This is a genomic window from Brachybacterium timonense (assembly GCF_900258505.1).
GTDB classification, from domain to species: Bacteria; Actinomycetota; Actinomycetes; order Actinomycetales; family Dermabacteraceae; genus Brachybacterium; species Brachybacterium timonense.
Map to the genome: position 1 here is coordinate 514,072 of NZ_LT984895.1, position 22,774 is coordinate 536,845.

Annotated in this window: 19 protein-coding genes; 11 read left to right on the forward strand and 8 right to left on the reverse strand. The window is 69.4% G+C overall.

Features of this window, described 5'->3' with window-relative positions:
* The first annotated feature begins 15 nt into the window (after positions 1-15).
* Together C8271_RS02215 and C8271_RS02220 are read left to right on the forward strand one after the other, a co-directional pair.
* Positions 16-810, forward strand: a complete 795-nt coding sequence (locus tag C8271_RS02215; protein WP_106505936.1) for an ABC transporter ATP-binding protein — start codon at positions 16-18, stop codon at positions 808-810.
* On the forward strand, positions 807-1,691 hold the full coding sequence (locus C8271_RS02220; protein WP_245920766.1) for an ABC transporter permease: 885 nt from the start codon (positions 807-809) through the stop codon (positions 1,689-1,691). Before C8271_RS02215 ends, C8271_RS02220 begins: the two co-directional genes overlap by 4 nt.
* A 135-nt stretch (positions 1,692-1,826) precedes the next feature.
* On the opposite strand, the gene C8271_RS02225 is transcribed toward C8271_RS02220, so the two are convergent.
* On the reverse strand, positions 1,827-3,950 hold the full coding sequence (locus tag C8271_RS02225; protein WP_106505937.1) for a S9 family peptidase: 2,124 nt from the start codon (positions 3,948-3,950) through the stop codon (positions 1,827-1,829).
* 223 nt (positions 3,951-4,173) lie between these two features.
* On the opposite strand from C8271_RS02225, the gene C8271_RS02230 reads away from it, so the two are divergent.
* The 9 genes from C8271_RS02230 (at position 4,174) to C8271_RS02270 (ending at position 13,199) form a co-directional block, all read left to right on the forward strand.
* Positions 4,174-5,205 (forward strand): ABC transporter substrate-binding protein, encoded by a 1,032-nt coding sequence (locus C8271_RS02230; RefSeq protein ID WP_245920769.1) that lies wholly within the window; start codon positions 4,174-4,176, stop codon positions 5,203-5,205.
* Positions 5,206-5,302: 97 nt separating this feature from the next.
* On the forward strand, positions 5,303-6,382 hold the full coding sequence (locus tag C8271_RS02235; protein WP_245920771.1) for an iron-siderophore ABC transporter substrate-binding protein: 1,080 nt from the start codon (positions 5,303-5,305) through the stop codon (positions 6,380-6,382).
* A gap of 9 nt (positions 6,383-6,391) precedes the next feature.
* On the forward strand, positions 6,392-7,438 hold the full coding sequence (locus C8271_RS02240; RefSeq protein ID WP_245920773.1) for a FecCD family ABC transporter permease: 1,047 nt from the start codon (positions 6,392-6,394) through the stop codon (positions 7,436-7,438).
* Complete coding sequence (locus C8271_RS02245) at positions 7,435-8,544, forward strand: FecCD family ABC transporter permease (protein WP_245920775.1); 1,110 nt, start codon at positions 7,435-7,437, stop codon at positions 8,542-8,544. The genes C8271_RS02240 and C8271_RS02245 overlap by 4 nt, the downstream gene beginning before the upstream one ends.
* A complete protein-coding gene (locus C8271_RS02250; RefSeq protein WP_106505939.1) occupies positions 8,541-9,464 on the forward strand; it encodes an ABC transporter ATP-binding protein in 924 nt (307 codons plus the stop codon). The genes C8271_RS02245 and C8271_RS02250 overlap by 4 nt, the downstream gene beginning before the upstream one ends.
* A gap of 5 nt (positions 9,465-9,469) precedes the next feature.
* Positions 9,470-10,477: a siderophore-interacting protein gene (locus C8271_RS02255; RefSeq protein WP_106507812.1), complete on the forward strand. Its 1,008-nt coding sequence runs from the start codon at positions 9,470-9,472 to the stop codon at positions 10,475-10,477.
* Positions 10,478-10,608: 131 nt separating this feature from the next.
* Complete coding sequence (locus C8271_RS02260; RefSeq protein WP_106507813.1) at positions 10,609-11,625, forward strand: methionine ABC transporter ATP-binding protein; 1,017 nt, start codon at positions 10,609-10,611, stop codon at positions 11,623-11,625.
* The gene (locus tag C8271_RS02265; protein WP_106505940.1) at positions 11,622-12,326 is read left to right on the forward strand and encodes a methionine ABC transporter permease; all 705 of its coding nucleotides are present in this window, start codon (positions 11,622-11,624) and stop codon (positions 12,324-12,326) included. The genes C8271_RS02260 and C8271_RS02265 overlap by 4 nt, the downstream gene beginning before the upstream one ends.
* A 24-nt stretch (positions 12,327-12,350) precedes the next feature.
* Positions 12,351-13,199 (forward strand): MetQ/NlpA family ABC transporter substrate-binding protein, encoded by an 849-nt coding sequence (locus tag C8271_RS02270; RefSeq protein WP_106505941.1) that lies wholly within the window; start codon positions 12,351-12,353, stop codon positions 13,197-13,199.
* 39 nt (positions 13,200-13,238) lie between these two features.
* Here C8271_RS02270 and C8271_RS02275 read toward each other — a convergent pair whose 3' ends face one another.
* The 7 genes from C8271_RS02275 to C8271_RS02310 all read right to left on the reverse strand — a co-directional run bounded on the left by C8271_RS02275 (position 13,239) and on the right by C8271_RS02310 (position 22,615).
* Positions 13,239-13,856: a response regulator gene (locus C8271_RS02275; RefSeq protein WP_106505942.1), complete on the reverse strand. Its 618-nt coding sequence runs from the start codon at positions 13,854-13,856 to the stop codon at positions 13,239-13,241.
* The gene (locus C8271_RS02280) at positions 13,853-15,100 is read right to left on the reverse strand and encodes a sensor histidine kinase (RefSeq protein WP_138774508.1); all 1,248 of its coding nucleotides are present in this window, start codon (positions 15,098-15,100) and stop codon (positions 13,853-13,855) included. The genes C8271_RS02275 and C8271_RS02280 overlap by 4 nt, the downstream gene beginning before the upstream one ends.
* A 125-nt stretch (positions 15,101-15,225) precedes the next feature.
* Complete coding sequence (locus tag C8271_RS02290; protein ID WP_106505944.1) at positions 15,226-16,065, reverse strand: ABC transporter permease; 840 nt, start codon at positions 16,063-16,065, stop codon at positions 15,226-15,228.
* Positions 16,062-17,042: an ABC transporter ATP-binding protein gene (locus tag C8271_RS02295; RefSeq protein ID WP_106505945.1), complete on the reverse strand. Its 981-nt coding sequence runs from the start codon at positions 17,040-17,042 to the stop codon at positions 16,062-16,064. The genes C8271_RS02290 and C8271_RS02295 overlap by 4 nt, the downstream gene beginning before the upstream one ends.
* Before the next feature lie 62 nt (positions 17,043-17,104).
* Entirely contained in the window at positions 17,105-17,407 is a 303-nt protein-coding gene (locus C8271_RS02300; RefSeq protein WP_106505946.1) for a hypothetical protein, read from the reverse strand.
* A gap of 233 nt (positions 17,408-17,640) precedes the next feature.
* Entirely contained in the window at positions 17,641-19,791 is a 2,151-nt protein-coding gene (locus C8271_RS02305) for a S9 family peptidase (RefSeq protein WP_106505947.1), read from the reverse strand.
* 334 nt (positions 19,792-20,125) lie between these two features.
* The gene (locus C8271_RS02310; protein ID WP_106505948.1) at positions 20,126-22,615 is read right to left on the reverse strand and encodes a PhoX family protein; all 2,490 of its coding nucleotides are present in this window, start codon (positions 22,613-22,615) and stop codon (positions 20,126-20,128) included.
* Positions 22,616-22,774: the final 159 nt, after the last annotated feature.

Genomic DNA, 22,774 nt, shown 5'->3' on the forward strand with positions numbered 1-22,774 from the left:
CGACCAGGAGCATCCGTGAGCACCCCGACTGCCGCACCGCCAGCCGTCGTCGCCGACACCGTCTCGAAGGTGTTCTTCTCCGGTTCCACACCCGTCTGGGCACTCGAGGACTTCTCGCTTCAGCTCGAGGACGGCTCCTTCACCTGCATCGTCGGCCCTTCGGGCTGCGGCAAGTCCACCTTCCTGCGCATCCTCGGTGGACTCGAGGAGCGCACCGACGGTGCCGTCACCATCTCCGCCGTCGACCATCCGATCCCTGCCGCGTACGTCTTCCAGGAGCACGGCCTGTTCCCCTGGATGAGCGTCGAGGACAACGTCGCCTTCGGGCTGCGCATGACCGGTGTCGGCGCCGCCGAGCGCCGCAGCACCGCACGTGCGTGGCTGTCGCGTGTGCGGCTGGACGAGTTCGCCCGCGCCTATCCGCATCAGCTCTCCGGCGGTATGCGGCAGCGCGTCGCCATCGCCCGCGCTTTCGCCACCGGCTCTCCGGTGCTGCTGATGGACGAGCCGCTCGGTGCGCTCGACGCGCAGACCCGCATGCTCATGCAGGAAGAGCTGACCTCCCTGTGGGAGGCAGAACGCAAGACCGTCCTCATGGTCACGCACGATATTGATGAAGCGATCGTCCTGGGTGATCGGGTTCTGGTCATGTCCGGACGCCCCGGCACCCTGCGCGACGACATCACCGTGCCCTTTGAGCGCCCCCGTCGGCTCACCGAGATCGAGCGAGACCCCGCCTTCACGGCGCTGCGCTCGCGCATCTGGGACCTGCTGCGCGAGGACGCCCAGCACGCGGAGGAGGAGGCATGAGCACCCCTGATATGACCTCGGCATCGCATCCCGACGCAATCGCTGCGACCCGCGACGCAGCCACGGAACGCCGTGAAGAGCGCACGCTCGCCGCTGCCCGCGCCGCGCACGAACGGGAGCGCAGGCTGCGCCGACGGGATGCGATCCTTGCGGTCGCCACGCCGATCCTGCTCGCTGTGCTGTGGGAGATCACCGCCCGGGTCGAGGTCATTGATCCGCGCTTCTTCCCACCGCCCAGCGAGATCGCGATGTCCGGTGTGAGCATGCTGGGCGATGGAGAACTGGTGACCCACACCGTTCCGACCTTGGTGCGGCTTCTCGTGGGTGGTGGTCTGGGCGCGGTCGCAGGTGTCGCTGTCGGACTGCTGATGGGCGTCTCGAGGCCGCTCAACGCTGCTGTTGGCCCGCTGTTCTCCGCTCTCTACCCACTGCCGAAGATCGCGATCTTCCCGATCCTGCTGATGATCTTCGGCCCCACCGAGATCCCCAAGATCATCGCCGTGTTCATCACGACGTTCTTCGTCATGCAGATCAACACGGTCTCGGGTGTGCGCGCCATCGACACACGCCTGCTGGAGGCGGGAGCTGCCTACGGGGCGACGGGCCTGGACCGGTTCCGCTTCGTGATCCTGCCCGGCGCCATGCCGTTCGTGTTCAGCGGTCTGCGCACCGCCACCGGTACCGCTGTCGTGGTGATCACCGCTGTGGAGTTCACCGGCGCCTCGAACACCGGTCTTGGCTACCTCATCTGGAATTCCTGGCAGCTGTTCCTGCCGGAGAAGCTCTATGTGGGCCTCGTGGTGATCGGTGGCATCGGCGCCCTGCTGACCTGGGGCCTGGCGGTGCTCGAGCGGGTCGTCCTGCCCTGGCGCCGCGACTGACCGGCCGCTGGGGCGCGCGCCCCGCATGGTGAGCGCCCGTGATGCTCGGAGGGCGCCGACCCATCCTGTGCGGGGACGACGGATGGGGCCCGACTCGGCATCGCCAGATCGGGCCCTGCCTGTGCCGGGAGGTGATCAGCCGAGCTCGGCCGGACGCTCCCACTGCTGCTCGCGCACATGCTCATCGAGGAACGCGATGAAGGTGCGGTACCAGACCTCCGCGTTGCCGCGGCCCATGATCCAGTGGCCCTCATCGGGGAAATACAGGTAGCGGTGGCGGGTGCGGCCGGTCTCGTCCTTCGGCGTTGCGGAGAAAGTGTTGAGGTCGTACCACAGCGCGTGGCCCTGGGCGATCGGCACGCGGTAGTCCTTGTCGCCGTGGATCACGAGCATCGGCACCTGGATGTCGCGAACGAACAGGGCGGGGTTGTAGGTGTCGTTCTGGCTGCGCATCGGCGGTTCCCACGCCGCGTTGTCCGTGGTGGCGCCCATGGAGCGGGTGTCCCACAGGGAGGCGTGGGTGACGATGCAGCGGAACCTCGTGCCGGTGTGTCCGGCGGTCCAGTTCGCCATGTACCCGCCGTAGGATCCGCCGGCGAAGGCGGTGCGCTCGGCATCGATGTCCTCCCGCTCAACGGTCGCATCCACCAGCGCCATGATGTCGGTGAACGGCGCGCCTCCCAGCTCATGCTGGCCGCGGTCGATCATCGCCTGGCCATATCCGGTGGAGATCGCCGGATCAGGCAGCAGCACCGCGTAGCCTGCCTCCACGAAGGGGTTCGGGTTCCAGCGGTACGTCCACGCATTCCACGAGCCCCACGGGCCGCCGTGCGCGAACACCACGAGCGGGTGCGGGCCCTCGCCGTCGGGCAGGCGCAGCCATGCGCGTACCTCGGTGCCGTCCTCACCGTGAGCGGTGAGCTCAGTGAGGGTGCCGGGTGCCTCGAGCGCATCGGCGGGATTCGGCAGTGCCGTGACGGTGCCTGAGGTCGGGTCGATCCGCACCGGATGCGGGGCCACGGCGATACCGGAGGCCGACGCGTACACGGCGCCGCCAGCCACCTGGACATCCGAGAAGGTCAGCGGCTGCCCAGGGCCGCCGGCCAGACGGTGCGGCGTCTCATCGGTAACGGAGCCGATCCACACCGAGCCGCGCCCGGTGTCGTCGCTCGAGGCCACCAGCGTGCTCTCATCCAGCCAGACTGGGGAGAACCACTGGTCCAGGCCCGGCCACACAGGCGTGGTCTGGCCGGTGGCGACATCCAACAGCTCAACGCCCGAGGACAGCGCGGCCGACTCGGTCCAGCCCTGGTGGCGAGAGACCAGCGCCTGCGTGCCGTCGGGGCTGAAGGCGATCCCGGACATGCCCACGCGATCAGCGGTGGTTTCGTGCAGCAGGCAGGGCTCCTCGGAGCCGGTGAGGTCCACGAGGTACAGGCGGCTCGCGCCGATGCGGTCGGCCCAGCTGTCGTTCATGGACACCAGCGCGCGACGGCCCGCCCGATCAGCGACCCAGCCGTTGAGGCGGCCCTCGGGCAGGTCGACGTAGCGGAAGTGCAGGAGCTGCTCGGCCGGCTTGTCGTCGTCGGACGTCGCGCCGCCCTCCCCGGTGTCCGACAGCGGGGCGGTGCTCGCGCCCTCGGCGTCGTCGGCCGGAGTCGGTGCCGCCGTCATGATGTCCGCGGGCAGCTCAGCCACAGCCAGGCGCGGCCGCGCCGGCCCTAGATCATGGTCCCAGTAGCGGGTTGGAAACTCGTGGTGGAGAGCAGCGCTGACCTTGGCCTTCTTCCGGGTCGCGCTGAGCTTCGCGTGCTCGGCCTCCGTGCTGGCCTGTGAATGCACGGAAAGCTGAGCGACCAGCACGCCGTCACCGATGTGCAGCGGGCCGAAGCCACCGGGACGGGCAGCGACCTGGCGTGCCTCGCCGCGGGTGGGCAGCGCCCACAGCTGGGCGTCGTCGGACGACTCGCCGTCCTCTCCGGTGCGCTTGGCGGTGAAGTACGTGGTGCCGTCCTCCGCGAGGGCCACGGCGCCGATGTTCGCGGCGCCGCGCGTCAACCGTACGGGCGGGGCTGCGGCATCCCCTGAACCGTCGGCGTCGGCGTGAGCCGGATCCAGGTACTCGGCGATGTGCGTGGTGTATCCGGTGCCCTTGGCGTCGAGAGCGGAAACGTGGGCAAGGACGCGGCCGCCCTCCGTGGTGGACAGGCCCGCGAGGCGAGCGGCATCAAGCAGTTCGGTGAGAGTCGTGGAGGTCATCTGGCAATCCTGCCAGGTCATGTGGCGCGGTGCGGGCGGTTTCCAGATTCCGCTTCGACACGGTGAGTCGACATGACCACAGGATGGTCCCACCATCAATGACGCGCCTCCGCCTCATAGGATCACGGTGGCAGGGAGGACGTCGACGTTGATCCCGTGCCTGTTCAGACCCCCGCCCCGGATGCTCGCCCCTGAGCTCCCGACACCTGATTCAGGAGCCGCCATGACTGCTCGACCCCGCACCCTCGGCCGCCGTGGAATGCTCGGCCTGCTCGGTGCCGCCGCCGCGGTTCCCGCCCTGGGCGCCTGTGGCAGCGCGATCACCGGCAAGGATTCCGACTCCGGCAGCGCGACGGTGAAGGTCGGTCACCTCGCCTCCACGCTGTTCTCACCGCTGTATGTCGCTGAGGCGAAGGGGTATTTCTCCGATGCGGGTCTGACGCTGGAACTCGTGGCGATCACATCCGGGCAGGACGGTGTCCCGATGCTCGCGGGCGGCCAGCTCGACGTGATGGTCGCGGGCTTCAGCGCAGGCATGTTCAATGCGCTGCACGAAGGCGTCCAGTTCCAGATCGTCGGCTCCATGGGCATCTCCCCGGGGGACAAGGAAAACTCACCGACTGCTCTCGAGGTGCGCCAGGAGCTGCTCGACGACGGCTCGGTCAGCTCGGTCACAGACCTTAAGGGCAGGAAGATCGGTGTGGCTGGCGGGCCCGGCGCCACCGGCGGATACCTGCTGGCCTCGATGCTCGAGGAGGGTGGCCTGACGCTGAACGACGTCGAGGTCGTGAACCTCTCCACCCCGGACCAGGAGCCCGCGCTCACCAATGGGTCCATCGACGCAGCGACTCCGTCAGCTCCGTTCTCCACCTCGATCGAGGAGGCCGGCGTCGGCTCCCCGCTCGCCGTCCCCGCGCAGGGCGTCACCGGAACCGGGGTCGTCTACTCCGAGAAGTTCGCCGGCGGCGAGCTCGCCCAGCCGTTCTTCTCCGCCCTCGCCAAGGGGGCCGGTGACCTCTCCGATGACGGTGAGCAGACCGACGAGATCTACCAGATCCTCGCCGATGCCACCGGCCAGAAGATCGACGTGCTCAAGGCTTCACCGATGTACACGTACCTGCCCGATCTCGCCCCGCAGCCTGACCAGCTTGAGGCCATGCAGCAGGTGTGGATGACTGGCGGTCAGATCAGCTACGAGGAGCCGCTGGATGTGAGCTCCGTCGTGAATGAGTCCTTCGCGAAGAATGCCGGCTGAGCAGCTGTCGCGCAGGTCACATCCCTGCTGGTGATCAGTACTAAATAACGAAACATCCATGTTGTTCAAGTCGGTGAGGGTGCACTAACCTCCCGCTGTGATCAACGCTCCCCGTTCCCAGCCCACCGTCATCGGCCGCCGCTCCGCCCTGCTTGTGGGGGCCGGCGCCCTCGGTGCGGCTCTGTCCGCCTGCAGCACCGGCCCTTCGGGTGATGCTGAAGCTGCCGCCTCGGATCGCGGTGGCGCGGCCAACTCGGCCGGTTACCCCCGCACCATCACCCACGCCCTGGGCAGAACCGAGATCCCGGCGCCCCCGCAGCGCGTCGCCACTGTCTCGTGGGCCAACCAGGACATCGTGCTTGCGCTCGGCGTCATTCCCGTGGGCGTGACCCGGGTGGACTGGGGCGGCAACGAGAACGGCTCCACTGACTGGTTCGACGCCGCCCTCGACGAGATCGGTGGCGACAAGCCCGTTCAGTTCAGCGAGACCGACGGTCTGGACACCGAGGCGATCGCAGAGGTCCAGCCGAACCTCATCGTCGGCGCCTACTCCGGGCTGACAGCCGAGCAGTACCAGGAAATCTCGAAGATCGCCCCGGTCATCGCCTACCCCGAGGGGGACGTCCCTTTCGGCACCGCCTGGCAAGACGCGACCACCCTGGTCGGCGAGGCCCTGGGCAAGGAGAAAGAGGCTACGGCGCTCATCGAGGAGGTCGAGAGCGCGATCGCCTCCGCCGCCCAGAAGCACCCCGAGCTCGCGGGGACCACCGCCCTCTACGGCACCATCGACCCGGCCGCGGCCGACCAGATCAGCATCTTCACCGCGGTCGACAACCGCCCCCGATTCCTCACCGAGCTCGGCATGGAGAACCCACCGTTCCTCGAGGAGAACACCCCCGACGATGAGACGTTCTTCTTCACCTGGAGCCCGGAGCGGGCCGATGAGCTCGACGCCGACGTCATCATCACCTGGGCGGCGGACGACAACGTCGGCACGACCATCGCTGCTGATCCGCTCCTGAAGAAGATCCCGGCGGTCCAGGCCGGCACCCTCGTCCTCCAGACCGATCCTGCCCAGGTCCTCTCGATCTCCACCGCCTCGCCTCTGTCGATCCCGTGGGCTCTCGAGCACACCCTGCCGGCGATCGCCGAGGCCGCGGCCACGGCCCGGTCCTGACGACACAGCGTGAAACGCCCCGCCGGACCAGCACTGATGGTGCTGATGCCGTTCACCGTGATCGTTCTCCTCGCGTTTCTCGCGCTGGCGCTCGGTGCGCGTCCCGTCCCCATGGACGTCGTGGTCGACGTCCTGGCCGCCGGGGTGCGCGGGGACCGGGGCGTGTCATCCGATGGCGGCATCGAGGCGGCGGCCGTGCTCTCCCGGATCCCGCGCAGCGTCACCGCACTCGTCGTCGGCGCGGCCCTTGCGGTGGCGGGATTCGCCCTGCAGGGCGCCACCCGCAACCCCCTGGGCGACCCGGGACTGCTGGGACTCGGCGCCGGAGCCTCTCTGGCCATGGCCGTCGGGATCTGGGCCGGACTGACCACGGCGCTGCCGATGGTGATGCTGCTCGCGGCCCTCGGGACCGTGGGCGCGGCCGCTGTGGTCCAGGTGGTGGCTGCGGCGGCGAGCCGGACCGCTGACGGCACCGGCCGGGGATCCCCGGAACCGCTCGCCCTCGTGCTCGCCGGCGCCGCCGTGACCGCCGGATCCACCTCGGTGACCACAGCGTTGCTCCTGCTCGCGCCGAACGTGCTGGAACGCTTCCGCTACTGGACTGTGGGCACAGTCGCCCGCACCGACCTGGACGACGCGCTGATGGTCGCTGTGGTCGTGCTCGTCGCGATCACTGCGGTCCTGCTCCTCGCCCCGGGCCTGGACGCGCTCGCACTCGGGGATGACGTCGCCCACGGACTCGGTGCCCGCCCCGGACTGCTGCGAGGGCTGCTGCTTGCGGCCGCCGTGATCCTGACCGCCGCCGCGACCGCACTTGCCGGGCCCGTCGGCTTCATCGGGCTGATGGTGCCTCACGCCCTGCGGCGGCTGCGCCCGGCAGGCACCCGGCTCATGGTGCTCGGCTGTGCACTGTGGGGCGCTGCGCTGCTGCTGGCTGCCGACCTCGTCGGTCGCGTCGTCGTCGCCCCGCAGGAGATCCACGTCGGCATCACTGTGGTGCTGCTGGGCGTTCCTGTGCTCCTGCTCCTCCTGCGCCGACGAGTGATCGCACTGTGAGCGCCCCGGACATCATCACCGCAGCCCGCGGGCGCGAGGTCGGCCGGGCACCGTCGACCGCGCGCACAGCGGTGGCCGCATCCCGCCGCCGGGACCGCACCAGGCTCACCATCGCTCTGTGCGGGCTTGTCATGCTGCTGCTGGCCGCCCTGGCGACACGGGTTCTGCTCGGCGGGTACACGGTGACGGTCGCCGACTTCGTACGGATACTCCGCGGCACCGTCATCCCGGGTGCGAGCTACATCGTGCTGGAGAGCAAGCTGCCGCGGGCGCTGACCGCCGGCTGCGCGGGAGCCGCACTCGGTGCAGCCGGGGCCCTGTTCCGCCGCACTCTGCGCAATCCGCTCGCGAGCCCTGATGTGCTCGGCGTGACCCAAGGAGCCGCAGCGGCGGCCGTCGGCGCACTGCTGGTCACCGGCGGGCGCGGCACCGCTCTGATCTTCGCTGCCCTCGCCGGAGGCCTCGCGGCCACGGCGGCCGTGCGCGGACTGTCCGGTGCCGACGCCCGCCTGCGGGCAGCTGGGGGAGTGGCAGGATCTGCCGGCGGGCAGCGGCTGATCGTCGCCGGGATCGCGGTGGCGGCCCTGTGCCAGTGCGTGGTCGCCGGCGCGATGCTGCAGATGAACGAGCACGACCTTCCCGCCGCAGCCGTGTGGTTGGCCGGGTCACTGTCGGCCGTCACCTGGCCGCAGCTCACCGTCCTGGCGATAGCGCTGGTACCGCTGTTGCCGGTGGCCGGAGTGCTGCATGCCCGTCTTGCTCCGGCCGATCTCGGCGGTGCGCTAGCGCATGGACTCGGCGCGCACCCGTCCCGCACCGGCACGGCGGCGCTGCTGGTCGGGTCGGTCCTCGCGGCCGCGGCCACCGCCGTCGTCGGACCTCTGGCGTTCGTCGCTCTGCTCGCCACCCCGCTCGCCCGCGGTCTCGCCGGCGGTCGTCCCTCCCTGCCCGCCGCCGCACTCACCGGCGCTGTCATCGTGGTCCTCGCGGACTTCCTCGGCGGCGAGGCCTTTGGCTCCTCACGCCTGCCCGCGGGTGTGCTCACCGGAGCCTGCGGCGCCCCTCTGATGCTCTGGCTGCTCATCCGATCCAGGAGACACGCATGACTCAGCACCTGAGCCCCGTCGTGGACGGAGCCGACCCCGCGATCCGCCTGCGCGATGTCGAGCTCGGTTACGGGGGGCACCGCGTCGTCGGTCCCGTGGACCTGGACATCCCGCGTGGTCGCATGACCGTCGTGATCGGTGCGAACGGTTGCGGCAAGTCGACTCTGCTTCGCGGACTGACCCGTCAGATCCCACTCATGGCGGGACGTATCGAGGTGCTCGGCGAGGACGCGCGCGGCATCGGTGCCCGCGACTATGCCCGCACCGTCGCGCTGCTCCCGCAGTCCCCGGTCGTCCCCGAGCACACGACGGTGGCGCAGCTCGTGGATCGTGGCCGCTACCCCCACCGTTCCTGGTTCGGGGCCCGTAGTCGCCAGGACGAGGCCGCCATCGCCGAGGCCGTCGGCCGCACCGGGCTGGTCGACCTGGTGGACCGCGACGTCGCTGAGCTCTCCGGTGGGCAGCGGCAGCGAGCCTGGCTCGCCCTCGTCCTTGCTCAGCGCACCCCGATCGTCCTGCTCGACGAGCCGATGAGCTTCCTGGACATGAGCCACCAGGTCGAGCTGCTGGACCTGGTCGGGACGCTCACAGACCCCACCGACCCCACGGGCCCCGCTGGCCCCACGGGCCCCACTGGAGATGGTGCCCCTCCCGTGCTGAGCGGACCCGCCGATGCGGCGTCGCAGCCGCGACGCGCCACCGTGGTCGCCGTCCTGCACGAGCTCAGTCTCGCCGCCCGCTGTGCTGACCACATCGTCGCCGTCCACAACGGCCAGATCGCAGCCCAGGGCGATCCCGCCGACGTCATCACCCCGGACGTCCTGCGGGAGGTCTTCGGGCTGCACGCCGACGTCATCACCGATCCTCTGCTCGGGCACCCCGTCGTGCTGCCGCGCAGCGAGAAGGAGGCCCAGCCGTGACCGATATGACCTGCGCTCCTATCGAGGTCCTCGCCGTCGCCGATCCCGACCCCGGATTCCGCCGTCTGCTTCTGGCAGGAGCCGCGATCGATGAGGCCTGCCCGCTCCTGCGTCCCGGCCCCGACATCGTCGGTATCCAGCAAGCACTCGACGGGACCGGTGTGCGACCTGTCGCTGACGCGTTCGTGAAACTCCTCGTGCCCGCCCCCGGACGCGAGGTGATCGAGGTCGACGTCGACAGTCCGCTGCGTGAGCAGCTCCACCGCCTCGAGGTCGAGGAGGCCGGGTGGATGCGCACCTACACTGCACGCGCCGTCGCCCGGGTTCGCACCGAGCAGGGGGCTGTTCCCGCGATGCTGGTCGATGTCGCGCTGCACGGCGACCCCGAGGACGCCGAGGACCCTCACCAGGGCCCTGGGCTGCGCTGGGCGCGGGCCGCCCGCCCTGGCGACCGGCTCAGCATGCTGCTGCCCGGCCCTGACATCCCGGCGTGGTCAGCCTGGGCGCCGCAAGGTGCCACCGGCATCCTGGCCATCGGCGACGAGACAGCAGCCCCGGCACTCGTCTCCATCGCTCTCGAGCTCGCAGCGGATCCGACCGCCCCACCAGCCGATGTGCTCATCGAGCTGCCCGCCGGCATCGGCCTCGCCGACACGGTGGATGCCGCGCTGTGCGCCGACGAGGGTCGTGTGCGACTGCGGGTGGGCAACCGCAGCGCGGGCGAGCGCGCCGGTGACTGGGCGATGCGCACCACCATCGACCTGTTGCGCCTGAACGTCGCCGCGGGGGAGGTCCTCTCCCGTCCCGCACCGGTGGCCTGCGGGCCGTTCCGCGAATGGTCGCTCGCGGAAGAAGCTCAGACCGTCGGCGGCCAGGACGTCCCCTATGTGTTCATCGCCGGGGAATCGGCCATGGTCCGTTCCCTGCGTCGGCTGGTCGTCGGGGATGCTGGCATCGATCGCAGCCGTGTCTCCTTCATGGGGTACTGGCGTGAGGGTCGCCCCGAGAGCTGACCTCCACGGCGGAGGCGAAACACCGGGCAGCGCCTCAGCCTGTGTGGTGCTGGACACCTTCTGGCCGGTGAGTATGACGCCGTGTGAACGATGTCGTGCCTGGAACGGCCGCAGGTGGTCCACTGTCGGCTGTGATCGTTCTGGAGCAGCTCACCAAGAGATTCCCGGCGCCGGATGGCGGTGACCCCGTCACGGCGCTCGACGGCGTGGACCTGCACGTGCGCAGGGGCTCGATCCACGGCATCGTCGGCCGCTCCGGTGCCGGCAAGTCGACCCTCATCCGCTGCCTGACCGGTCTGGAACGCCCCACCTCCGGCCGCGTCGAGATCGACGGCGTGGACATCGCCCGCCTCGACGGAGCTGCCCTGCGCCAGGCGCGCCGACGGATCGGCATGGTCTTCCAGCACGCGAATTTGCTGGATTCCCGCACAGCGGCGCAGAACATCGCCCATCCGCTGGAGATCGCGAAGGCAGATCCGGCACACCGCCGGCAGCGTGTTGCCGAGCTCGTCGACCTCGTCGGACTTACCGGCCGGGAGCACAACCACCCCGCGCAGCTTTCCGGCGGGCAGATCCAGCGCGTCGGCATTGCCCGCGGTCTCGCCGCGGAACCGCAGGTGCTGCTGTGCGACGAGCCCACCAGCGCACTGGACCCGTCCACGACCCGCCAGATCCTCGATCTCATCCGCGACCTGCGGGATCGACTCGGGATCACGGTCGTGATCATCACCCACGAGATGAGTGTGGTGCGCGAGATCTGCGATGATGTCACGCTGCTCGTGGATGGCCGCGTGGCCCAGAGCGGATCCCTGCTGGAGGCCGCTTCCGATCCGACGAAGCCGCTGGCCGCTGAGCTCATCCCGCTGCCGCCGGCCCCCACCGGTATCGACGCCGTCGCCGTGGACTGCGACTACGGCCGGAGCACGCGGGTGCATTCCGCCCAGGACATCGTCGACATCGCCGGCACCTACGACGCCGAGGCGACGATCGTCGCCGGCACGATCGAGACGATCAGCGGCGTCCAGGTGGGCCGGGTGCAGATCACCCTGCGCAACCGCGACCACACCGCCATCTCCCGCCCCGGCCTCGAACGTTTCCTGGATGAGCTGCGCGAAGCCGACGTCGTCGCCACGGAGGTGACCCGATGACCGACCTGTTCGAGACCCTGCAGGGCCCGGTGTTCACCGGCCTCGACGCGAACTTCAGCATCTGGACGAACACCCTGATCACCCTCTACATGACCGTCCTGACCATGCTGTTCACCACGCTGATCGGTGTGCCGCTGGGCGTGCTGCTGTTCGAGACCACGGGCTCACGCAACCCCCGCGTGCGTCGCCTGCACGACGTCCTCGGATTCATCGTGAACGTCGGCCGGTCCTTCCCGTTCATCATCCTGATCATCGCCCTGCTGCCGGTGACCAGGCTCGTGGTCGGCAGCGTGACCGGTCCGAATGCGGCGGTGTTCGCCCTGACGGTCTCCGCCATCCCGTTCCTGGCGCGACTGGTGGAGATCAACCTGCGCGAGATCCCCGCCGGGAAGATCGAGGCGGTGCGCATGATGGGCGCCACCCGCTCCCAGGTGATCCGCCAGGTGCTGCTGCCGGAAGCCCTTCCCGGCCTGATCGGTTCCCTGACCACCACGGCGATCGCCGTCATCGGCTACACCGCGATGGCCGGTGCCGTCGGCGGTCAAGGCCTCGGCGACCTCGCCATCCGCATGGGCTACAACAGCTACGACACCGTGGTCATGACAGCCACCGTGCTGGTGCTCGTGCTCATCGTCATCACCATCCAAGCGATCGGCTCTCGCTGTGCTCGCGCCGTCGATCATCGCGCCCGCAACACCTGACCCGAACCCACCACAAGGAGCATCATGTCCGCGTTCACCCGACGCACCCTGCTGACCGCCTCGGCCGGCGCTGCCGCTCTCGCCCTGTCCTCGTGCGGCCTGGCTGGCGGAAAGGACGAGGGGCCGACGGAGAAGGACGGTGTCACGACCATCGTCGTCGGCGCTTCCCCGAAGCCGCATGCCGAGATCCTGCAGTTCGTCCAGGACGAGCTCGCGCAGGAGGCGGGGCTGTCCCTGAAGATCACCCAGTACACCGACTACCAGATCCCCAACCAGGCACTGAACGACGGTGATCTGGACGCGAACTTCTACCAGACCCCGAATTTCCTCGAGCAGCAGGAGAAGGAGAAGGGCTACGAGTTCCACGGCTTCGAGGGCATCCACGTCGAGCCGATGGGCCTGTACTCGGACTCGCTCGCGTCGCTGGACGAGGTGCCCGACGGCGCCAAGGCCGCGATCGCCAATGACCCGGCCAACACCGGTCGAGGTCTGGCACTGTTCGAAGCAGCGGGCCTGATCACGCTGAAGGAGGGCGTCGACGTCATCTCCGCGACCCCTGCCGACATTGCGGAGAACCCCAAGAACATCGAGTTCACCACGCTCGAGGCCGCCCAGATCGCCCGCTCGCTCGGCGATGTGGACCTCGGGGCGGTCAACGGCAACTACGCGCTCGAGGCGGGGAAGTCCCCGAAGGACGACTCGCTGTTCCTCGAGCCGGGCGAGGACAGCCCCTACGGCAACATGCTCGTGGTGCGCGAGGCCGATAAGGACAATGAGGCCCTCGTGAAGCTGAATGAGCTGCTGCACTCCGACGAGGTCAAGGCGTTCATCGAGGAGACCTACAGCGACGGTTCGGTCATCCCGGCGTTCTGAGTGCTCGGGGCGGCCGCGGAAAGGTGAGCGGCCGCCCGCTCAGATCCAGCCGTGCCGTCGGGCGATCGCGACGGCCTCGTGCCGGTTCGCGGCCTGCAGCTTCGCCTGCGCGTTGGACAGATAGTTCCGGACCGTGCCCGGCGCGAGGTGGGCGCGCCGCGCGATCTGCTCAATCGAGGCGCCGTCGGCCGCGAACTCGAGCACATCTGATTCGCGCGGCGTGAGCGGGGACTGGCCGGAGGAGATCGTCTCGGCTGCGAGCTCCGGATCGATCGCGCGGCGCCCCTCGGCGATGCTGCGGACGGCCGACGCCAGCTGATCGGCGGACGCCGTCTTCGGCAGGAAACCCAGCACCCCGGTCTCGAGGGCACGCTTGAGGTAGCCCGGTCGCGGATGCGAGGTGAGGATCATGCATCGCGTGCCGGGGGAGACCTCCTGGGCCTGAGCACAGACTTCCAGGCCATCGCCATCGGGCAGCTGCAGATCCACCACGGCCACATCGGGTGTGTGCTCACGCAGCGCCGCCGTGCCAGAGGCGAGGTCCGACGCTTCGGCAACCACGTGCAGGTCCTCTTCGAGGTCCAGCATGGCGGCCAGGGCACCACGGATCAGGTGCTCATCGTCGATCAGGATGATGCGCAGCGGGTCGGAGCTCACGGTTCCTCCTGGGGTGTGGCCATGCTGGGTGGTGCCGTATCGGAGTCGACGATGAGCTCCACGGTGACACGATCCTGATGCTGCCGGGCATGGAGCCGACGGCCCGGCCCGATGCGTTCGCGCAGACCGGTGAGGCCGGCGCCGGCCGGCAAGTCAACCGGAGTTTCTGCGGCACCCTCCCGGGGTGGGGCGCCGTCATTCGTCACCCGCAGCCCACCCGGATGCAGCGTGATCTCGACACGGCGTGGATGGGCATGGCGCAGCAGGTTCGTGCCCGCCTCACGCAGCGTCCACGCTGCCGCCTCGGCGTGAGCAGCTGGAACATCCTCTACCGCGCCGTCGAGGTGGGTTCCGATCCCGGCTGAACGCAGCAGGGACAGCGTGCCCTGCAGCTCCGCGACCAGGTCAGCGCTGCGATAGCCGCGCACGAGAGCCCGCATCTCCGCGAGGGACCCGCGGGCGGTGTCGGCGATGGTGCGGGCGTGCACGGCGGCCCGCGGATCACCGCGTTCGGCCAGGCGCGTGACCAGCTCGGCGGTCACAGCGATGGTGGAGAGGTCCCGCCCCATCACGTCGTGCACGTCGCGGCTGAAGCGCAGCCGCTCTTCCGCGAGCGCCAGACGCCCTTCGACGGCCCGAGCCTCACCGACCTCGCGCACGAGCTCCAGCAGCCACAGGGAGCTGCGGATCGCGAGCGTCGCGGCCAGCACGAAGCTCGCCATCGGCAGGGCTTCCCGCCAGGTCAGCCCGAGCACCATGGCGAGAAGGGGGACGGCGGCCGCCGGGACGAGGGATGCCTGCCAGGGCATCTGCGTGCTGGGGATCATGGCTGCCGCCATCAGTGTCACCAGGCCCAGCAGAACCTGGGCGTCGGTGAGGCTGCCGTGAAGAAGGTGAACCAGGATGAGCAGCGCCGCGACCGCGCCCGGAAGCATGCACGGGACGGCGATGGTGCGCGAGATGCCAACGCCCTGCAGCCAGCGCCGGAACCACAGGTGCACGAAGGCACAGGTCGCGAGGACCTGCGCCACGAGCATGCCCAACAGGGCCGGGAATCGATCCAGCTGTGCGAGTGGAACGACGGGGGAGGAGAGGAGCGCTACCAGCAGCAGGCCGACGACGACGGCGAGCACCGACCAGACCGTGTACCGCCAGAATGCCGTGAGCGGACGGGCCGCGGGGGACCCGGCCGGCGGTGAAGCCTCTGCGGGTGCAGGCTTCTCGGCATCGTGGAGCTCGGTCACGCTCCCGAGTCTGTCACGACCCTCCGCCGCGTCCGGGTCCACCGCCGCCGCGTCCGTTTTCACCTCCGCCGTGCCCGCTTTCACCTCCGCCGCGTCCGCGTTCACCTCCCCCGCGTCCGGGCCGTTCACCCGCGGGGCTCCCAGCGGAAGGTGCGCGCGACCAGCACGAGGCCGAGCGCGAGCCAACCCAGCAGCACCGCGGTCGGTGCGATCGCCGAACCCCACACCTGCGCGGTGGTCCGCGCCGCACCGTCGGCGTCCACGCCGAGCCATCCGGTGCGGGTCAGCTCAACGATCGCGGAGCTCGGAATCAGCCGCACCAGGCGGCCGAACCACTCCGGCATGAGATCCAGCGGCACGACAGCGCCCGAACCGATGAGGAGCACCGCCATCAGCGGTAGCGAGGTCACCTGGGCGGCTTCCACGGTGCGCGTCATGGTGGCCGTCACGAGTGCGAGCGGCACCAGGACCACGGCGCCCAGCGCGACGCCGAGCACGATCATCAGAGGATGTGTTGGCAGCGGCAGGCCGAGCATCGGCGTGGAGAACGCGCCCATCAGCAGGATCATCGTGACTGCGATGGTGAGTGCCGGCACCGCCGTCGAAGCCAGCACGGTCGCATCGGAGGCTTCACCGGTGCGCAGGCGCTTGAGCACCAGGTCTTGTCGCCGCGCGACGTAGGCCGACAGCAGGTTGTAGTAGACGACGAACAGTAGCGCCATCACGATCATCAGCCCCATGGCTCCGGCCAGTGTCTCGGCCGGGACGCCGCGATTGACCAGGGGCAGCAGCAGGAAGGGGATCGCGACGGGCATCGTGATGGCGACGATCAGTTGCATCCGGTTGCGCAGCAGCAGGGTGAGCTCGGCTCGTGCGAGGCCCAGCAGGCGGAAGCCGGGGCGTCGAGAGGGACGATCCGTCATGGTGGTGGCGGTGGTCTGGGTGTCGTGTGCAGCAGTGGTCATCGGGTGCCTCCGGTGGTGTCGGCCGACGGGTCAGTGCCGGCGATGTCGAGGAAGACGGATTCGAGGCTCGCGGCTCGGGCATCGAGGCGTTCGAGCGTCAGATCGTGCTCGTCGGCCCAGCGCAGCAACGCGCCCAGATCCCGTTGCAGATGGGCGGTCTGCAGCTGGAGGAGGTCGTGATCACGGGTGGCAGTGCCGCACAGATCCGGCAGGGCGGGCGCATGGCGGGGGATGATGGCCCGGATGCTCGCGGGGTGATCGGCGACCACCTGGTCGACGGTGCCCTGCCGGACGATGCGACCGTGGTGCATGATCGCGAGCCGATCAGCGAGCTGCTCGGCTTCGTCGAGGTAGTGGGTGGTCAGGACGATCGTGGTGCCTTTCTCCCGCTGCCGTCGCACGAGGTCCAGGGCACGGGAACGGGATTCGGGGTCCAGGCCGGTGGAGGGCTCGTCGAGGAACAGCAGCTCGGGATCCCCGGCGAGGGCGCAGGCCAGGTCCAGGCGCCGCACCTCGCCGCCGGAGAGGGAAGAGATGCGCGTCGAGGCGCGGTCGCTCATATCGACCTCCTCGAGCAGGGCGCCGACGGGCCGCGGCGTGCTCAGCGTGGAGCACCACATACTGAGTGCTTCGCGGGCGGTGAGATCGGCGGGGAAGCCGCCGGTCTGCAGCATGAGTCCCTGGCGGGGACGTACATGGCGGCGGTGCCGGTACGGGTCCCGGCCGAAGGCGCGCACCGTTCCCGAGCTGGCGGGGGCGAGCCCTTCGAGGACCTCCAGGGTGGAGGTCTTGCCGGCGCCGTTGGTGCCCAGCAGCGCGAAGAGTTCCCCGCGTGCGATCTCCAGGTCGATGCCGTCCACGGCGGTGAACGCTGTGCGTCCGGTGCCGTAGCGGCGGGTGAGGTTCTGTGCGCTGAGCACGACTGTCTCGGGCATGGCAGGTTCGGTGGGTGCAGATGGGGTGGTCGATGCGGTCATGGTGGTCCTCCCAGTCGAAGGGTGCAGCGCCCGATGCGGGGCAGCGGTGCACTCCGGCGTGATCAGCGGTCGGCGCTGAACCAGCCGTGGCGCAGGGCACCCCAGACGAAGCGCGCGCCCATGACCACGATCACGAGACCGATGACGAAGCCCACGATGTGCAGCGGCGGCGCGATGACGAACAGCACGACGCCGGCGATAGCCAGCGAGATGACCGCGCACAGCAGTTCGCGGCTCATCGTGTGCGCCGGGGTGGCGGCCATGAGGTCCACCAGCAGGCCGCGGTCCTCGGTGGGACGCTCGGGGGCCCGGTCGGTGTCGGCGGCGGTCTCAGGGGCGGAACCGGTGTTGTGTGTCGTGTTCATGCCTCCACACTCCCGGGTCGCGGGCGCTGGCAGTAGGGCGCCACATCACCTGGTCATGTGTGGTTCTCACAGCTCTGTGATGACAGATATCACGGGCCGCGCATCGACGGTCGTCTGCCGGAGACGGTCACAGCGCCGCGCTCTCGCCATGACGAAGGGCTCCCCGTCCGAGTGAACGGGGAGCCCTTCGAGCTCGGCGCCTGATCAGCGCCGTGCGGGATCAGGTCGGGGCGTCAGATCATCTCGGTCGCCCCGATCTGGTCGAGCAGCCATGCCATCTCGTCGGCCCGCTGCTCCCACTTCGCGTAGCGGCCTGAGCGGCCGCCATGCCCGGCGACCATCTCGCAGCGGAACACGATCGGGCGCTTCGTCTGGTCGCTGGTGACCGTCTCCCGCAGTCGGGCGATCCACTTGGCGGGCTCGACGAAGAACACGCGGGTGTCGTTGAGCGAGGTCGAGGCGAAGATCGCCGGATACTCGACGGCCTTCACGTTCTCGTAGGGGGTGTACTCCTTCATGTACTGGTACACCTCGGCGGAGTCCACCGGGTTACCCCATTCCTCCCACTCGCCGACGGTCAGGGGCAGCGACGGATCCAGGATGGTGGTGAGCGCGTCCACGAAGGGCACACCCGCGATGATCGCGCGGAACCGCTCCGGTGCGAGGTTCGCGACAGCGCCCATGAGCAGGCCACCGGCAGAGCGGCCCTCGGCGGAGAGGCGATCTGTGGCCACCCACTTCTCGTCCATCAGGAACGCGGCGGAGTCGACGAAGTCGGTGAAGGTGTTCTTCTTGTTCAGCAGCTTGCCGCTCTCGTACCAGCTGCGACCCATCTCGCCGCCACCGCGGATGTGGGCGATGGCGAGCACGACGCCGCGATCCAGCAGCGACAGGCGGGTGGCCACGAAGCTCGGGTCGATCGAGGCCTCGTAGGAGCCGTAACCGTACAGGTAGCCGGGGTTGGTGCCGTCGGCCTGCACTTCCTTGCGAGTGACCAGGGAGATCGGGATCTGCGTGCCGTCGGCGGCAGGCGCCCACAGGCGCTTCTCGACGTACATCTCCGGGTCGTAGTTCGGTACCGGGGTACGACGCAGCACGGTCGATTCGCCGGTGGCGACGGAGACCTCCGCGATGGTGGGCGGGGTGAGCATGCTGGTCAGTTGGTAGCGGATGATGTCCTGCTCCCAGTTCATGTTCTCTGCCAGCCACACGGAGTCGAGCTCGCCGCCGTGGGTGACGTCCCTGGCTCCGTCGATGTCCCAGATCGCAGCGAGGTCGGAGGCGTCGGCGGCGCTGCGCTGCAGGATCCGGACCGTGGCGAGGCCGCCGGAGCGCAGTTCGATGGCGGCGGCACCGGCGAAGGCGCTCACGGACTCGATGCGCTCGCCGTCGGCGGCCTTGACGAGGGTGGTCCACTCGGCGGGGGCGTCGAGCGTGGCAGCGGCGATCTCGAAGCCGACGCAGTCGCCGTTGTGGACGATCAGCAGGTGGTCGCCGGCATGCTCGACCTGGTACTCCAGGCCGGGACGGCGGCCCGCGGTGGGGCGCGGCGCGGAGGTCGGGTCGTTCAGGTCCAGCAGCCAGAACTCGCTGGTGGTGGTCGAGCCGGCACCGATCACCAGGGTCGAGTGATCACCGGAGACGGAGAAGCCGATGGTGAAACGCTCGTCAGGCTCCTCGATCACCAGCTCGTCGGTGGAGGCGTCGGATCCGATGCGGTGGCGCCAGATCTGGTGTTGACGCCAGGCGTCGTCGACGCGGGCGTAGAACAGGTACTGCAGGTCGGGGGAGAAGGCGAGGCCGTAGCCGGTGTTGGTGACGGACTCGTCGATGATCTCGCCGGAGGCCAGGTCCTTGATGCGGATGGTGAAGCGCTCATCGCCGGCGACGTCCACTGCGTAGGCGAGCAGCGCGTGATCGGGGGAGGGCCGGAAGCCGCCGAGCTGGTAGAACTCCTGGCCGGCGGCTTCGGCCTGCGCGTCCAGCAGCACCTCCTCGCCGTCCAGCAGCACGCCCGGCTCGATCTGCGGGACGCCGCCCGGGCCGCGGGTCAGGCCCTGGTGGTCCTTCACACGGGTGTACTTCGGGTAGTCGTCACCTTCGGTGGTGCGCACGATGTACCAGTACTCGCCGTGGCGCACCGGCACGGACAGGTCCGTCTCCTGCGTGTGGCCGATGAACTCTGTGACCAGCTGCTGGCGCAGATCTGCGAGGTGGGCGGTGCGGGCGTCGGCATAGGCGTTCTCCGCCTCGAGATGCGCGATGACCTCCGGGTCGGTCTTGTCACGCATCCACTCGTACGGGTCGACGACGGTGTCGCCGTGAGCAGTGCGCTCGGTGTCGCGGTGCGGCGGGCGGGGTGCTGCGGGGATCGTGTGCGTCATGGTGCAGAGCCTACGGCCGCGGGGGCGCTGGCTCCCATTGCACTCCCGCACAGGCTGGCTGGAGCAGGCTGATTCGATCAGGCGGACCAGATCAGGGTGGCTCGATCAGACCGACCGGATCAGGCGGGCCGGATCCGACCGACCGTGGCGGTATTCGTGGAGCGATGGCGATATTGGCACGGTCCCACGAATACCGCCATGGCTCGACGGCAAGGGTGGTGGTACGACGGACTGCGGCGGAGCCGATCCTGCAGACCGGCCTCCCCGGCCGCATGCGGAGCGGCCCCGCCCCGGGGATGATCCCGGGCCGGGGCCGCTCGGCGAGAGCAGGTGCTCAGGCGTCGTCGGTCGACGGGTCCTGCACGTCACCCTCGTCGGACTCCGCCGCCGCTGGGGCCGGAGCCGCGCCGCTCTTGCGCTTGGCAGCCAGGGCGCCGCCCGCGCCCAGCAGTGCTGCAGCCGCGGCAGCCGGAGCGGCCAGGCCGAAACCGGTGCGCGCCAGGCCCGAGCCGCCGGAGGAACCGGTGCGGCCAGCCGAGCCACCGCCGCTCGTGTCACCGCCGGAGCCGCCGCGTCCGTCGGAGCCGCCGCGTCCGCCGGAGTTGCCCGAGCCGCCCGTGTCGCCGGAGCCGCCCGTGTCGCCGGAGCCGCCCGTGTCGCCGGAGCCGCCCGCGTTGTCCGAACCGCCAGTGTCGTCGGAGCCGCCCGTGTCACCGGAGCCACCGCCGTCAGAGGGGTCGGGCTCCGGTGCCGGCTCGCCGCCGCCGTCGGAGGGATCGGGATTCGGCGCCGGCTCTGCCGGAACAGGCAGCACCTGCACGACCGTCGGCCGCGGGCCCTTCTTGTCGTAGTCCGGGAAGAAGGAGTGCTGGTCTTCGAAGGAGCCGTCCTCGCCCGGATGCTGCACCGAGACGAAGGCCGTCATCTCGGCATCACGCACGACCGGTCCGCAGGTCTCCGCCTCACGAGGAACCGACAGGAACTGCTCGACGCGGCCGCGGGCATCGCCGTTGAGGGTGACGCGGAACAGGCCATCGCAGTAGCCGATGCCGTCGGGGGCGCCGTCCGTGGAGATCCACAGGTTGCCCACCGAGTCGAAGGCCAGGTTGTCCGGGCAGGAGATCGGGGAGACCTTCTCGGTCGGGAAGCCGGAGAAGTACGTGGCGTCGCCCTGGGCGGGGTCGCCGCAGACCATCAGCAGGTTCCAGGTGAAGTCGGTGGAGGTCTGGTCGCCAGCCTCGTCGATCTCCACGATGTGGCCGTCGCGGTTCTCGTAGCGCGGGTTCGCCTCGTCCACGCCCTTCTCCGGGGTGCGCTTGGAGTTGTTCGTGCAGGCCATGTACACGCGACGCGAGTGCAGGGAGGGCTCGACATCCTCGGGGCGGTCCATCTTGGTGGGCTGGACCTTGTCTGCCGCCACGCGGGTGTGCACCAGCACCTCCTCAACGGTCATGCCCTCGACCATGGACTTCCCGTCCTTGACCAGCGGCAGCCATTCGCCGGTGCCGTCGAAGGAGCCGTCGGCGGGGACCGTGCCGGAGCCGTCGATCTCGGAGGCCGGGGAGCTGCCGGTGAAGCGTGCGACGTACAGATCGCCCTTCTCCAGCAGCGTCATGTTGTGGGCGCGGTCGCCCTCGACGTACTTCTCGGCGGAGACGAACTTGTACAGGTACTCGAAGCGCTCGTCATCGCCGGTGTAGGCCACAACATGGCCGTTCTCGGCGACGATGACGTTGGCGCCCTCATGCTTGAAGCGGCCCAGTGAGCTGTGCTTCTTCGGGGTCGATTCCGGATCCCACGGGTCGACCTCGATGATGTAGCCGAAGCGGTTCAGCTCGTTCTCGTAGCCAGCATTGGTGGTGTCGAAACGGTCCTCGAGCTTCTCGAAGCCGTACACCGAGGGCTCGTTCGTGAAGCCGTAGCGCTCCTGCTCGGGGCTGGTGCCCTCGGCCACGAAGTAGCCGTGGAAGTTCTCCTCGCCGCTCAGCAGCGTGCCCCACGGGGTGAGGCCGCCGGAGCAGTTGGCGAAGGTGCCCAGGATCGTGCGGCCCTCGGAGTCATCCGTGGTCTTGACCAGGTCGGAGCCGGCAGCGGGGCCGGTCAGCTCGAACTTGGTCTTGTGGATGAGGAAGCGACGGTTCAGGTCCCCGCCCTGCACGTACCGGTACGGTTCGGAGACGGAATCGCGCTTGAGCTCGACGACGGACAGGCCCTGCGCAGCACGGGAGATCTCCAGCTGCGTTTTCTCGTCCATGGTCTCGGGGAACATGATGCCGGGGTTCGTGTACTCCTGGTTCACGAACATGACAGCGCGAAGACCGTCGGAGCCGGGGATCTCCTGGATCTCCGTGTAGTCGTTGTTGTAGCCGAACTGCTGCTCCTGCGCTTCCGGTGTCTGGTTGTCCCAGTCGAACTCCGGTGCCTCGGAGAACAGTGGGTCGCCCCAGCGGACCACGACGTGGTGCTCGAAGCCCTCCGGCACGACGAACTCGTCGGTGTCCTTGTCCACGGGCGCGATCGCGGTGAACTCAAGCGTGCTCCCGTTGGGGGCCTTCGCGGGCATCGGGCCGACGACCTCAGCACCGGTGGGCTGCGCGAGGGCGCCCTGGGTGCCGGCGAGCGCGATCGCCACGGCGCCTGCGGAGCCGCCCAGAAGGGAGCGGCGGCTGAGCGCCGACTGCGCGATCTCGCGGAAAGTTGTGCCGGCCGAGGTGTTGCAGACCTCGCGAGCGCACTGGTTGTCGCACTTCAGGGCGCAGGTGACCGCCGAGCGCTTGCCGCGGGTATGGCCCTGCATGAGGAGGGGGAGCTGGAGTCGAGCCACGTGTCATTCCCATCGTGAGGTGTGCCGCGGCGGCTCCGCGGCAACTGGAAAAGCTCGGCCTACCTTCTCGTCTTGCTATGGCGAAATGGGGACGACAATGTGAACGCCAGAGGACGGATTCATGTTCTGCATCACAGCTGGTTGATGACTGGGGAGCGG

Bases quoted from the DNA above. Each gene is read 5' to 3' on its own strand.
- C8271_RS02220 (WP_245920766.1), top strand. From the start codon at position 807: ATGAGCACCCCTGATATGACCTCGGCATCGCATCCCGACGCAATCGCT.
- C8271_RS02225 (WP_106505937.1), bottom strand. From the start codon at position 3,950: ATGACCTCCACGACTCTCACCGAACTGCTTGATGCCGCTCGCCTCGCG.
- C8271_RS02230 (WP_245920769.1), top strand. From the start codon at position 4,174: ATGACTGCTCGACCCCGCACCCTCGGCCGCCGTGGAATGCTCGGCCTG.
- C8271_RS02250 (WP_106505939.1), top strand. From the start codon at position 8,541: ATGACTCAGCACCTGAGCCCCGTCGTGGACGGAGCCGACCCCGCGATC.
- C8271_RS02255 (WP_106507812.1), top strand. From the start codon at position 9,470: ATGACCTGCGCTCCTATCGAGGTCCTCGCCGTCGCCGATCCCGACCCC.
- C8271_RS02265 (WP_106505940.1), top strand. From the start codon at position 11,622: ATGACCGACCTGTTCGAGACCCTGCAGGGCCCGGTGTTCACCGGCCTC.
- C8271_RS02270 (WP_106505941.1), top strand. From the start codon at position 12,351: ATGTCCGCGTTCACCCGACGCACCCTGCTGACCGCCTCGGCCGGCGCT.
- C8271_RS02290 (WP_106505944.1), bottom strand. From the start codon at position 16,065: ATGACCACTGCTGCACACGACACCCAGACCACCGCCACCACCATGACG.
- C8271_RS02295 (WP_106505945.1), bottom strand. From the start codon at position 17,042: ATGACCGCATCGACCACCCCATCTGCACCCACCGAACCTGCCATGCCC.
- C8271_RS02300 (WP_106505946.1), bottom strand. From the start codon at position 17,407: ATGAACACGACACACAACACCGGTTCCGCCCCTGAGACCGCCGCCGAC.
- C8271_RS02305 (WP_106505947.1), bottom strand. From the start codon at position 19,791: ATGACGCACACGATCCCCGCAGCACCCCGCCCGCCGCACCGCGACACC.